This window comes from Amazonocrinis nigriterrae CENA67, assembly GCF_016056305.1.
Classification (GTDB): Bacteria; Cyanobacteriota; Cyanobacteriia; order Cyanobacteriales; family Nostocaceae; genus Amazonocrinis; species Amazonocrinis nigriterrae.
Genome location: NZ_JAECZC010000055.1, coordinates 124718 through 138173 on the forward strand (window position 1 = coordinate 124718; position 13456 = coordinate 138173).

The following is a 13456-nucleotide window of genomic DNA, read 5'->3' on the forward strand; positions in this document are numbered from 1 at the left end:
GTTAATTGAAGTTAATTAATGTTGCATTTGGTGATATTTCCAGAGCTTGCCTTTTTGCTCTAGCAACTCTTGATATCCTCCCTGTTCTACGATTCGTCCCTCTTCGAGGACAACAACTTTATCAGCTCGAACAATAGTTGATAAGCGGTGAGCGATCGCAATTACTGTTCGACCGACTGAAAGCTTTTCTAGAGACTCTTGAATTAATCGCTCAGTGACAGAATCTAGAGCGCTTGTAGCTTCGTCCAATATCAAAATTTCTGGATCGCGTAGTAAAGCACGAGCGATCGCAACTCGTTGGCGTTGTCCTCCAGATAAGCGCACGCCTCTATCTCCAAGTTGTGTATCAAAGCCTTCTGGCATTTCTTCAATAAATTCCAGTGCATTTGCTAGTCGTGCAGCTTCTCTAATTTCTGCTTCCCGCGCTCCTGTTATACCATAAGCAATATTATTCCAAACAGAAGTGTTGAAAATAAATGTATCCTGGCTGACAACTGCAATTTTTTGTCGCAATGAATTGATATCAAATCCTCGCAGATCAACTCCATCAATTAGTACATTACCTTCTGTTGGATCGTAAAATCGGGGAATTAAATCTATCAATGTACTTTTACCTGCACCAGTCGCACCGACTAACGCTGTGGTCTTGCCATTTTCAATGCTAAGGGTAATATTATTTAGCACTAAATTATTAGGATCATAGCCAAAATCTACAGATACTATATCAATTGAATGCTTTAAACCAGTAAATTTAATTTTGCCGTTGGGCAAATATTTTTTATTATCAGTTCTCACAAGCTCTTTAATATTATCTGCTGCTCCTTGTAATGTACTCAGGTGCGCTCTCGTGCCATTAATATCTTGAACAATTGGTACAACTCGAAATAATACAAAGAAGAAGGTTAGCAAAGAAGCAATTTGTAAAGTTCCATTGAGTACAAAAACAGTAAAGGCAAAAATAATCATTCCAATCAGAATTGTACTAGCTATACCTTCAGCTAGTGGTCTGACCATTGCCCAGGTTAATACAACTTTAGTTGCAGTGCTGACTACTTTATCACTAGCTTTATAAAAACGCTGCCGCTCAAAGTCTTGAGTAGCAAATGCCTGAACTGTACGAATCCCATTAATAAATTCTATTGCTGTTGAGGTAAAGTTACCGTTAGCAATTGAAGTACTAAAACTCGTTTCTCTAGCTTTGGCATTCAGTGTTGATAAGCCCACTCCCACAAGTGTAAATAAAAGTAAAGAAGTGGCTGAAAGTTGCCATGACAGCAAAAACATTGAGATAAAGTAAACAGTAGCAGTCATTGCTCTAGTCATCAAAAATGCTGAGCCACTGAATAACTGTTTGATTCTTTCAATTTCAGTTGTAATAGTATTAATCAGTTCACCAGAGCGAGTTTTAGCAAAGTAACTAAGTGGCAAACCTTGTAACTGTTCAAAAATTCGTTTACGCAGGCGATCAGCTAAATAGAGTTGAGTAATTTCTGTGTATACCTGTGATAAGTAATTGAAGCCAGCACGTATCCAAGTACTTAACAAAATTAGAATAGATATTCTATATAGTCTATTAATTGCTGAACTATTAGCAGCTAAAATCCAAGTATCAAACCAATCAAAGCCTGTGCGAATTGGTGCAGCATTATGATCAGTTAAGCTTTGTAAAAATGAAAGTAAAAAACCAATACTTAAACCCTCAAATGTTGCTGCCATGAAAGAGAAGAATAAAGCCAAAATAGCAACTTGCCGGAAGTATTTAAATTCTCGCAATATGAAATAGTTTTTTTGCCAGAAATCCGTAGCCTTGAATAGATTGAAGATTGGTTGAAAAATGTTAACAAGCATGACTATTTTTGAGAATATTTTGAGAATTTCGACAGATGGCTACAGATAGATATAGTAGGGGACTGGGGACTGGGGACTGGGATTATAAATAACTAATGACCACTGACAACTGACAACTGACAACTGACCAAAAATGCAATATGTAGGCGTTAAGTTATAGTGTTTGCCTATCCAAATGCAACAGATTAGAATCTGCTTCGACTTCCCACGAACTTGTGATTAGTGGTTGTTGATTGGGATGCCTTTGTGCTTCTAAACTTAGCTGTACTGCATCTTCTAAAGTGTAAGCACAAGAATCTATTAAACTCATTTCACCCCGTAGCACATTCCATAACTGTGGCAGACTCTCCAGACCATATTTACACATCAAATACCCCAAGGGTGTAATATTATGGTCTACAGTTGTATGAAATTTGATTGCCCGAAAGAGTTTACCCCGCTTTCCCACATACCACTCATAAGCAAAAAGTGATTCTGGCGAGTAAACCTGTGTTAGCACAACTAATCCGAGGATTAATGGGCTGACTAAAACTAATAACACTAAAGCTATAATCCACTCAATTGTTTGTTGTAACCAACTCCAAGGTTGCCTACTTTGTTTTGACAGTTGATTGCTGGAAGATAGACGGAGGAATATTGGTTTATGAGCTTGCTCACACGCCTCAGCCCAAAACCGCAGCGAAGCTTCACCCAGTTCTGGATCTATACTCACTAAATTTACAGGCGAATTTTTTAAGCACTTGACTAACAATTGCTTGTTATCAACAGAAGGTAAATATGGCTGTTTAACTTGAGTGTTAGACTTGGTAGACTTCACCCTGAGCTGACCTTGCCGCCACTGGAGTGTGCAGTATGGAGAAGGATTATCTTGGTATTGGGGGGTTATTGTATGGTAATTCTGTAGAGCCGGAATTATTGAGATTATCATATGTCTTTGGATTTACACAATAGTAAATTGCTGAGGTGATATCAAAGGCTATGAATGCCAAAGACTCCGATCCGAATCTTGTTTTGCTGCCAAAAGCTGTAGATAATTACGTGCAAAAATATACCATTTTAACTTGTCTAGAGGACAAGTACACATCTTTTGGAGTTCTTTTGGGTAAAGATGTACAAACGACAGAGATACTAAGTAGATAGCTAGGGAAAAGCTAGATGGAAAGCTTGCTCGGAAACTGGGGTTTCTATATGGAGATTATAGACGGTGGCGAAATGCAGAGAAAAGTCACCCAATTATTTTATTACTCCATAACTCCATCTCTACATTTAGTTGAGTTTGTTTAACTATTGTTTCGATAAATTTAACAGAACTAGTATGTTGTTACCTTTTAACTGTTTGGAACGAGTTTCAATAATAAGGATATAAGACTCTAGAGAAATAGCTATATACTTAAATAGATTCTTTACTTACTCTTTAAATAGTAAGCGCTTTCTTCAGATAATTATAAAGTTATTATAAATATACTTAATTCTTAAGTATTACAACATAGCTAAATATTACCATAAAAAGGTTTATTAATTACAAATAGATTGGGAATTGGGAATTGGGAATCGAATGTAGGGTGCGTTGTCGCCAAGCGCTGCACCGCTAACAATTATCGGAAATTGGTATAAAAAATATGTGCGATCGCACTTTAACAAGACGCGATCGCACTATCAATAAAAGATGAAGTAAGTAGCAAGGTTGCAAAACTCCCTGCCCTGCTATACTAACTATTTTTCCACCACTTGCGGCAAGGCAAATCGGTATTGCTTGGGATACTGTACATAGGTGCTGCCAGAGTTAGATACACCATTAGCCACAACCCCAATTAGATTTAACTTGCTGAGCATATTTGTAGCTTGAGTCAGCTGAGTTCTAGTCACTCTACCAATGCTTGCTGCTAGTACGACGCTACGACAAGATGAGGCTGTAAGTATGGCATCTACCAAACCGAGAACTGGCGAAGCGTCTACCAGTACCAAATCATAGTTATCCTCAAAAGCTGCCATCAATTGCATCATCCTGGGTGAACTCAAGAGATTTGCAGGATCGGCAGGTCTTGGGCCAGCGGTCAAAATATCGATGTAAGCTGAACCTGAAGATTGAATACCAATCTGATTAGGGAGAGTAATATCACTGGCCAGTAGAGTTGAAAGCCCTTGTTCATTGGGCAGATTCAGCTGTTCATGTAGACTAGGATCGCGTAAGTTAGCATCAATCAGTAATACCCGTTTGTGTAAACGAGCAGCACTCATTGCCAAGCCCAATGCTAAAGCTGACTTACCCTCGTCTGACAAAGCTGAAGTGATCATCAAAGATTTCAAGCTAGAAACAGTATTCAAAAGCTCAATATTTTTGTAGATCAGATCCAGCGATTCCCAACGTGGAGGAGATTGCAAGACTTCAATTGTCCAGGGTGCCAACACTTCTGGCTTACCAAAAGGCAACTTGATGACTGAATCTCTGGTTCTAGCAGGTGGCAATTTGGGAGTTGTACCCAACAAAGGTAAAGCAACCTGCTTTTCTAACTCGGCAGTGGTATGAACAGCATCATCAGCAGATTCCCGAATGAAGGCAGCAACGCCTCCCAACATTAACCCAACTACTGCACCCAACAACAGATTTTGCCTCATGTTGGGGCCTAATTGCGTACCTTTTTGGGGTTCTTCCACAACTTCCCAATTAAATCCACCTTTGGCAAGTTCCTGACGCAATTGCTGTTCTGCTCGCAACAGCTGCTCTAATCTTTCACGGCTAAATTGCAACTGTGGCAAGATGCGATTGTAATAAGCCAATAAAGGCGGGAAGCGTTTGATTTCAACACGCAGTTGACTTTCTTTCTGTGCCAAAGTTTGATCACGGGCACTTAAAGCGACTAAGGATGTCTGCGTTTCTACTAGCTGACTGGCAAGGGTGAGGTCAATTTGACCAAACTGTCCTTGTTCAAGCAGAGGTTCTTTAGACGCGAATACATCAGCAGACTGTACACCTAAAGTCCTGCCTACTTCTTGTTGTAGTAATTCTTTCTGGCTTTGAAGTTGTTCTTTCAGCTTTTGCACGCTGGGAGTCGCATCTGTGAAACGCAAGCGTTCTTGAGCTAGTGCCAACTCTGTTTTTTGGATTTCGTTCAGTAAGCCTTGATAACGAGTAGACTGACTCAGACGAGAAGCAACCAAAGCATTTTGTGGAGAACGGTTTAGTTGTTCTTGCAAAGATTTTTGCCGTGCCAAAGCTTCTTCATACTCAGAACGAGTTGCACGGCGTTCTTGCTGAATCTTGTTCAAGTCTTCTTCAAGCGATTTTGCCTGTGACTCTGGATCGATTAAATTTTGGTTGCGGCGAAATCGTTGCAGGTTTGTTTCTGCTGCGTTTACTTCCTCACTGGCCTTACTCAACTGTTCTCTGATGATTTGCAGACCTTTTTGTAACCGCAAATCCTGCTGTTGTTTGTTATATTCCACATAGACTTGCCGAATAGCAGTGAGAACTTTTTGTGTCTTATCTGGGTCTTGATCGGTATAGTCTACTTGGAAAATCTTCGTAGCAACGTTGTCCTCTTTTGTCCTTAATTGATTTAAGACGAGAGCGTTTTTAATCTCATCTACAGTTATGTCTGGATAGTCAGACTTCAGTTTATCAACTGCCTTTTGAATAAGTCCCGAACTTTGCATCAGATTCAGTTGGGTGGCAGTATCTATCTGAACATCAGGTTCTGTAAACTGACTTTCTACCCCAGTTCCTTCTTTTTTACCTTGATAATTAGGCTCTACTAGCAACTGCATTGAGCTTCTGTAGGTAGGCTTTGTTCTACTAGTTATGAAGGCTGCGATCGCAACTGAAATGATCAATACTGCTAAGAACCAAGGAAATCTGCGAATAAATACTGCAAACAGTTGTCCATAACCAGGTTCTGGATCAGCAACTGAATTTGGACTGGGATTTAGACTAGTTTGAACCACGTTTATTATCCTTCTGGGCGAAACGCTCCGCAAACAACTAACAAATCACATGCATGATTAATAGATGCTACAGGCTTGGTCAATAACTTGCTCAACTTTACTAAAAAATACTTGTTCCGAAAAATTATTCACTGCATGATTACGAATATTTTCATAATCCCAAGCGATTTGTCCGGACTCTAGTAGTGCAGCTTGCAAAGATTCAGGTGTTTGTCTTTTAAAAAACACTCCTGTTTTGCCATGTATTTGAGTATCTAAAACCCCACCTGCTCCATAGGAAATCACTGGTGTTCCACTAGCATTTGCCTCTACTGGAACTAATCCATAGTCTTCTAAGGCTGCAACTATGACAGATTTCGCTTTGGAAAACAAGTCTTTGCGTTTTTTATCACTGACGTGCCCTAAGAATTCAATATTATCTAATGCTTTAGATTTTAAACGTTCTTTTTCTGGGCCATCACCTGATATTAATAACGGCCAACCCAGCCAATTAAAAGCCTCGACAATGATATCAAGACGCTTATAACTGATCATTCTGGCTGAGGCTAGATAATATTCTTCTTTTGTATCTGAAAAAACAAAGTTACTGGTATCAATTGGATAGTTAACTACAAATGCTTGTTTTCCATAAATACTTTGAATGCGACGAGCAACAACAGTGGAGTTAGCAATATAAAGGTCAGGTTCCTGTGCATATTTCAGGTCTACCTTTCTCATGACTTGAAAAATCTTGTCGATTAAAGGCGCAAAATATCTATAATCTCCATACTCCCGTAAATAAGTTGCTGTATCCCACAAGAAACGGGTAACATTATGGCAAAAACAAATGTGTTGTGCATCCGGGCGTTTTCGTACTGCTTTGGCAAAGCTGGTGCTACTGCTTACAATCAAATCGTAGTCTTGCAAGTTCAGGGCGCGAAAAGCAGGAAAATAGAAAGGAGCCATCAATCTAAAATATTTTGCTGCGCCCGGAATTTTTTGCAAATAAGTCGTTTTCACTATCCGCTCACCCAGATCAATAGTTTTTTCTGGGTCATATAAAGAGGTGAAAATATCCGCTTGCGGATAGCGCTTACAAAGTAATTCAAAAACGCGTTCAGCCCCACCGCGCTGGGTTAAATAATCATGGACTAAAGCAATTTTCATCTGAAAATATTATTTCCCCATAGATTAATTACGAGAAAAATCCTAGTAGTTCGTTGCTTGTAGGGTGAGCATTGTAATGCCCACCCTACTTTTTTAGTGTCATAATATAAGACTCCTATTTTATTTTTGCAATACAACTTTGTCATTTGTCATTAGTCATTTGTATTTACAAAACGTGAGTTTGATGAATACTGTTTCGACCTCTCCCCCAACCCCTCTTCTACAAAGAGAGGGGAGTAAAACCCTAATGATTTCGTTAATCCTCCCTCTTCTTACGGAGAGGGAGGCTGGGAGGGAGAGGTCTGTCTAACTCACGTTTACAAAGGACAAATGACAAAGGACAAATGACAGTTAACCAACTACTGCTAGAACTTTTTGTGGAGCAAAGTAAGCATTTTGCTCGGCTCGGAGTTGGTCGCAAAGTCTACCAGAAGGTAATTCTACATCATCGTAAGTGAGGACTTGATCGCGAGGAATATCTCGTTTGAGGCGACATCCTTCAGCTAAACCCATTGGCAAAAGTTTTTGCTCTTGCACAATGTCAGAATTTTCACACTGTCCATAGGTCATGTAGTAGCCGATACCGTCGAGGGTTTCTCCTGCTTTCAGGTCGATTTTAGCTGTGGTGACTACATCTACTAACGGGCCTGCTATGGGAGTCATCACAGCATCACCAAACAATACAGCACGAGCAACAGACAGTGGGACTTCAAAATGACAGAGGTGATAGGGAGTATAGAAACTATAGAGGGGGCCTTCACCTAACTTGTATAAGTTGAGGTAGTGGCGTTGCTTGGGGTCTTCGTGAGTCGCAAATACAAACACACCGGGGCCTGGTTTGGCACCAACTACATAATCAACGATACCACCTAGCTGCTTGAGTTGTTCAACATCATACATGTGGGTCATTTCATCAACATGACCGGTGAAGTCGTATCCTAACATTCCCCGCTTGGCAACTTTCATCCCTGTGGCGTTGGCAACGATCGCTTGCTCAAATGATATTTTTGTACCATCGGCAAAGCTTGTCACCATGTGAGCCTTTTGACCCCAACGCTTAGCAAATGCTTCTTGGGTGGTGGGATTACGATAGGGGTCTTGAAGTCCTTTGATGTTACCGCACAATAGCGGAGTCAGACCAATACTTTTGACAAATCGGTAAAGATTCATTTCCACGCCTGGCTGGTCGCCATCGCAGGTGCTGAGAATCACTCCTGCTTTATCAGCGTAGACTTTGAGGATGGGGCCGATAGTACCGTCGAGTTCGGCATTCATCATAATTACATGCTTACGATGAGCGATCGCTTCCATGACGATATGAGCGCCAAATTCTACTGCGCCGGTCACTTCAATAATGGCTTCGATTTCAAGAGCGTGGCAGAGTAATTGAGCATCTTCGGTGACTGCATATTGACCACGAGCGATCGCATCTTCTAATTCGCTCTTAGTTGTCACAACTTGTATATCCTCAATTCCCGCTTCTGCATAAGCTCTTTTAGCAGCATCAATGTCACGGTTGAAGATAGCAACTAACTCCATTCCCGGAACCGAATTGATAATTTGATTGGCAATACCTCGACCCATAAAACCAGCACCAATCATCCCCACTTTGATAGGATTTCCTGCTGCGGCGCGTGCTTGTAAAGCTTTATCAATAATAATCATTATGCCTAAATTCCTCTATTTATTATTTAGTGCTGATTGCTGAGAAGCCACTGCGTTGGGTGGCTCTGCCGACAGCCGCGCATGTGGCGTTGCTGAGTTAGGAGTTAAGAGTCTGGAGTTTTTTCTCCCTCATCTCCCCTGCACCCCTGCTCCCTTGCTTCCCTGCTTTTTCATACAGTGACTTCTATAGGGTCGGGACTGCCAACAGGAATAGTTTCTAACAACGGCCAATTTAAATCTTTTTCAGAAATTACAGTCACTTCTAGTGGCCATTCAATGTTAAAAAATGGATCATTATAGCGTAGACCACGTTCATATCCTGGTGTATAAAATTCACCTACTTGATACACAACTTCAGTTTCATCTGTGAGTGCTTGATAGCCATGAGCAAACATTTCTGGTACATACAAAGCACGACGATTTTCTGCGGTTAATTCTACGCCGATGTGTGATAAAAAAGTGGGTGATTCAGGACGCATATCAATAATTACGTCATAGATAGCACCTTTAGTGCAGCGAATTAATTTTGTTTCTGCTGCTGGGTGCAGTTGATAGTGCATTCCCCGCAGTGTACCTTTTTTGTAATTGAAAGAAAGGTTACATTGGGCAACTATTGGTTTTAAACCTTGTGCTTCAAATTCTTTAGCACAGAAAGCACGAGCAAAAAAACCACGGTGGTCTGGTTTTTCTTCTAAATCAATGATGAATGCGTCTTTGAGTTCTGTAGAGGTAAAAATCATGAATGTCGCCGATATGAATGTTGAGTCAAGAAAATAATTAGTAGTTGCTTAGTATCTACACCAGAAAACTCACTAAACAGGAATTTTAGCTACATCTGGTCTAGCATATGTATCATCCCAATATTGCGTACAAAGTTCTGGGCGCTTGGGAGGGTTGGCGGTGTAAACAAAAAATAGCGCTGACCGTTCTTGTGAACGCAAAGTGCCGTGATGTAAAGTAGTTCTGGGGTCTGTGATAATAACTGTACCTGCTGACCCTGGACAAGATTTCCAAGCTGATTTGGGGATGATTTCTTTTAGTTGTTCATCATTAATACCCAAATATCCGGACTGCCATAGCTTGTAATCAATTCGATAAGAATTGAAAGCAGGGAAAGAGGTTAAAGATAGCGGAACGTATTCAAAAGGCCCGTGCTGTTCTTCTACATCGGTCAAATAAATGATGACTTTAACCATTTTGCGGTCTTCAGAATCTTTATGCCATAACAGCGTTCCAAATTGATTCTGATTAGGTAAATCTTTGCGGAGATGTACACCTTGAAAAGTGACGGGAAGACCGATGTAATTTTCAATAATCTTGAGCAGTCTTTGTTCACTTCCCCATGCAGCAAATTCTGGTAAATCTGTAACTGTATAAATTTGCGGTAGCTTTTGGTTTTGGTCGCTATTGGCTGGTGACATTGTAGACAATTGTCTATTAGCAGCCTGGAGTAATTCTGAGTTAGAAGGTAATCCTAATTGAGCGAGTGTGGTAATATAAGCTCCCTCTTCTTTGAGAGTATCAAGAATCAGGCGATCGCGTGCTTCTAACAAGGGTAAATTTTTCCTATGTTGCCAAAGTGCCAATCTATAACCTAACTCAGATTTCAATCCCGACATTTTATTTTCAATGATGTTTATCACAATATTACTTACTTATTTCGTTAAAATGGTTGTCCTACTTTAAGTTCATTTGATTTTCTATAAAAATCTGGTTTGGGATATGTATCATCCCAGAAGTGAGTACAAAGATGTGGTTGTTTCGGAGGGTTAGCAGTGTAAGCAAAAAATAGTGTTGACCGTTCTTGAGTCCGAAGAGTGCCATGATGTAAAAGTCTTCTCGTATCAGCAATAACCACTGTACCTGCTGGCCCTGGACATGGTTTCCAAGCTGATTTGGGTACAATTTGATTTAGCGTTTCATCGTTGATTCCTCCTGAGTTTTTAATCTTGTACTTAATTCGGTAATGATTAAGTTGATATATTGAGGTTAAATGCAGCGGCACATATTCAAAAGGGCCATGTTTTTCTTCTATATCATGTAGGTAGACGATAATTTTTAAAACTCGACGGTCTTCAATATCTCTATGCCATAGCAGTGTGGCAAACTGGTCTTGACTGGGAAAGTCTTTGCGTAAATGTACACCATGATAGGCAACAGGAAGACCAATATAATTTTCAATAACATTGAGTAGCCTTTGTTCTTTTCCCCAGTTATAAAATTCTGGTAATTCTGTCACTGTGCAAATTTCAGGCGGATTTTCATCTGATTCGCTGTAGTTATTTTCCCCCATACTTGGTAATAACCTGTAAGCAGACTCAAGCAATTTTGGAGTGGAATTGAATCCCAATTCTGCAAGATTTGTAATGTAAATGCCTTCAGTTTTAAGAGAGTCAACTATGACGCGATCGCGTCTTTCTAGTGCAGGTAAATTACTTGCATGTTGTAAAAGGCTAAATCTATAATTTAACTCATATTTGATGGATAATATTTTATCTTGAATGCTGTTAACCATAAAATTGAAACCTGATTTTGGCTTTATTGATTTAGGGAGCGATCGCTATAATTATCAGAACGCAATTCTTGGGTATTTGGTTCGTTGACTTCAGAGATTTTCAACTCTTTAAAAGCCACGATATCAAAAGCTGAAATGGTTACTAAAGCGAAAAAAGGAACTACTGTCTTAATGGCAGACACTGGCCATCTTCTCAAAGCACCTAAGAAAACTTTCCAGCTAACTTCTTTAGAATTCTGTAGAAGCATCCGCCTACAAAAATGCTTAGAATATCCACATTCCTCAAGTTTTAAAATAACTTCAGGTATGTGTTTGTATTGCATTAATAGTGCTGACTTTGGCTCTTTCTGCCAATAACTCACACCAATAATACATTCTAAATAAATCTCTTTAGTAACAATTACACTACCATTGGCAGCACAATAACCTGCTAAATATGCTAAGGATATCCAATTACTGGCAGCATCTGCCCAAATTTGCAAAGCACGTTTTACTAAATTAGTACGGTAGATAGTAGCAGTGAGAAAAATAACTGCACCGACACTTTTTGAAAAACAATGTTCAAATATAGCTTTGCCATTATTATCACAAGCATCTTCAGCATCCGCGTCAAACCAGCGGTTACCGACTATTGTCGGTGGATGTACGGCTTCACCAGTAATTTTATTTTTTCCAGAAAAGTTGAGGAATATTAATGATAAGTCTTCATGTTGTTTGATTTTATTAATTACATAAGGAATAGCTCTATCCTGAATTGGATCATCATCACCTATTGTCCAGACATATTCTGTTGTTGCTGAATTTAGGCAGTACATAATATTTCTCATAACGCCTAAATTTTCCGGATGTTTATTGATTTTAAAAGTGAAGTTACTAAGATTTTGTTGCCACTTTTTTATTACTTCTTGAGTATTATCAGTAGAACAATTATCAGAAACTAAAATCTCACATTCAGATTCAAAGCCTTTGATAGATTGAGCAAGCCATGCTAACTGTTTATCCAGTAACTCGGCACGATTATAAGTAGGTATGGCAATGGTTAGTAGTTTATTCATTTTTAAAAATAACTGCTGGGTTGTCATCAGTCATCAGTCATCAATCATCAGTCATTTGTGATACCAATCAAACAAATGACTAATGACCGTCGTTTCAAAAGAATATTTAAGTTACCCGCGTCTTAACTTGATTAGATAACCAATCTACTTTTTAGTCCAGAAGAAACCTTGGTCAATTTGCTCAGTACGAATTAGATACTCTAGTTGTTTTAACCGTGTAAATCCTCTAAAGAAGAAAGTATCTTCAGTCATATCAATTTGACTGAATAAATTAAATAGCTGTCTGGCACCGCGTTCAGCATTCCAATCACATTTGAATCCGGGTAAAAGAGTGTTAATTTTTTCAAACGATACCCGATAGCTGCGGTTATCTGCACCGTTATCACCAAAGGATAATTTACAACCTGGGAAAATATCAGCAATAATTTCCGCGATTTCTTTGACGCGATAATTGTTAGCTGTATCTCCGACATTAAAGATTTGATTATGTACAATGTCGCGTGGTGCTTCTAAGGCGCAGATAATAGCCTTACAAATATCTAATGCATGAACTAATGGCCGCCAAGGTGTACCATCACTAGTCATTTTGATTTCTTTACTAGTCCATGCCAACCCTGCTAAGTTGTTTAATACAATATCAAACCGCATTCTGGGGGAAGCACCAAAGGCAGTAGCATTCCGCATAAAAGTAGGAGAGAAATCATCATCTGCTAGTGGTGTGACATCTCGTTCTACAAGAGTTTTACATTCTGCATAGGCTGTTTGAGGATTGATAGGAGATTCTTCTGTCACATCACCTTCAGTAGCAACACCATAGACACTACACGAAGACATATAGACGAAGCGACGCACACCCATTGTTTTAGATAGGTTAGCTAGGCGAACTGAACCTAAATGATTAATTTCATAGGTGATATTAGGTGCTAATTGTCCTGTAGGGTCGTTGGAAAGTTCGGCCATGTGAACTACAGCTTCAACACCTTGTAAATCTTCTGGAGCAATGTGGCGAATATCTTTGTTGAGAGTTTTAGCTGTCACCTCAGTACCGTTGTACAGCCAACCAACTTTATAGAAACCTGTATCTACGCCAATAACTTCATGTCCTCGTTCGATTAACAGAGGAGGTAATAATGAACCTAAATAGCCTTCTGTTCCAGTTACCAATACTTTCATTGTGGTCAAATCCTCTGTGTTTAGTGGTGGGAAGAATACTGTTTCTCTCTCTGCTTACTAGATACTGGGAAATTGTGCAAAATTTAGGAAATATCAGAGCAAATTCCATAAT

Annotated in this window: 10 protein-coding genes; all 10 read right to left on the reverse strand. The window is 39.5% G+C overall.

Annotation, left to right across the window (positions count from 1 at the left end):
* Positions 1-15 precede the first annotated feature (15 nt).
* The 10 genes from hepA to I8748_RS22925 all read right to left on the reverse strand — a co-directional run bounded on the left by hepA (position 16) and on the right by I8748_RS22925 (position 13344).
* Positions 16-1848 (reverse strand): heterocyst formation ABC transporter subunit HepA, encoded by a 1833-nt coding sequence (hepA, locus tag I8748_RS22880; RefSeq protein ID WP_198126838.1) that lies wholly within the window; start codon positions 1846-1848, stop codon positions 16-18.
* A gap of 154 nt (positions 1849-2002) precedes the next feature.
* Positions 2003-2776, reverse strand: coding sequence for a heterocyst development glycosyltransferase HepC (hepC, locus tag I8748_RS22885; protein WP_198126839.1), 774 nt, complete (start codon positions 2774-2776; stop codon positions 2003-2005).
* A gap of 785 nt (positions 2777-3561) precedes the next feature.
* Entirely contained in the window at positions 3562-5790 is a 2229-nt protein-coding gene (locus tag I8748_RS22890) for a GumC family protein (protein ID WP_198126840.1), read from the reverse strand.
* Positions 5791-5847: 57 nt separating this feature from the next.
* Positions 5848-6936: a glycosyltransferase gene (locus tag I8748_RS22895; protein WP_198126841.1), complete on the reverse strand. Its 1089-nt coding sequence runs from the start codon at positions 6934-6936 to the stop codon at positions 5848-5850.
* A 351-nt stretch (positions 6937-7287) separates the two neighbouring features.
* Positions 7288-8601, reverse strand: coding sequence for an NAD(P)H-dependent oxidoreductase (locus I8748_RS22900; RefSeq protein WP_198126842.1), 1314 nt, complete (start codon positions 8599-8601; stop codon positions 7288-7290).
* A gap of 170 nt (positions 8602-8771) precedes the next feature.
* On the reverse strand, positions 8772-9341 hold the full coding sequence (gene rfbC / locus I8748_RS22905) for a dTDP-4-dehydrorhamnose 3,5-epimerase (RefSeq protein ID WP_198126843.1): 570 nt from the start codon (positions 9339-9341) through the stop codon (positions 8772-8774).
* A gap of 72 nt (positions 9342-9413) precedes the next feature.
* Positions 9414-10244, reverse strand: coding sequence for a phytanoyl-CoA dioxygenase family protein (locus I8748_RS22910; protein ID WP_198126844.1), 831 nt, complete (start codon positions 10242-10244; stop codon positions 9414-9416).
* 20 nt (positions 10245-10264) lie between these two features.
* A complete protein-coding gene (locus I8748_RS22915; protein ID WP_198126845.1) occupies positions 10265-11116 on the reverse strand; it encodes a phytanoyl-CoA dioxygenase family protein in 852 nt (283 codons plus the stop codon).
* Between the two features lie 23 nt (positions 11117-11139).
* Entirely contained in the window at positions 11140-12171 is a 1032-nt protein-coding gene (locus tag I8748_RS22920) for a glycosyltransferase family 2 protein (protein WP_198126952.1), read from the reverse strand.
* 144 nt (positions 12172-12315) lie between these two features.
* Positions 12316-13344, reverse strand: coding sequence for an NAD-dependent epimerase/dehydratase family protein (locus I8748_RS22925; protein WP_198126846.1), 1029 nt, complete (start codon positions 13342-13344; stop codon positions 12316-12318).
* Positions 13345-13456 lie beyond the last annotated feature (112 nt).

Bases quoted from the DNA above. Each gene is read 5' to 3' on its own strand.
- hepA (WP_198126838.1), bottom strand. From the start codon at position 1,848: ATGCTTGTTAACATTTTTCAACCAATCTTCAATCTATTCAAGGCTACG.
- I8748_RS22895 (WP_198126841.1), bottom strand. From the start codon at position 6,936: ATGAAAATTGCTTTAGTCCATGATTATTTAACCCAGCGCGGTGGGGCT.
- rfbC (WP_198126843.1), bottom strand. From the start codon at position 9,341: ATGATTTTTACCTCTACAGAACTCAAAGACGCATTCATCATTGATTTA.
- I8748_RS22925 (WP_198126846.1), bottom strand. From the start codon at position 13,344: ATGAAAGTATTGGTAACTGGAACAGAAGGCTATTTAGGTTCATTATTA.
- I8748_RS22920 (WP_198126952.1), bottom strand. From the start codon at position 12,171: ATGAATAAACTACTAACCATTGCCATACCTACTTATAATCGTGCCGAG.
- hepC (WP_198126839.1), bottom strand. From the start codon at position 2,776: ATGATAATCTCAATAATTCCGGCTCTACAGAATTACCATACAATAACC.
- I8748_RS22900 (WP_198126842.1), bottom strand. From the start codon at position 8,601: ATGATTATTATTGATAAAGCTTTACAAGCACGCGCCGCAGCAGGAAAT.
- I8748_RS22915 (WP_198126845.1), bottom strand. From the start codon at position 11,116: ATGGTTAACAGCATTCAAGATAAAATATTATCCATCAAATATGAGTTA.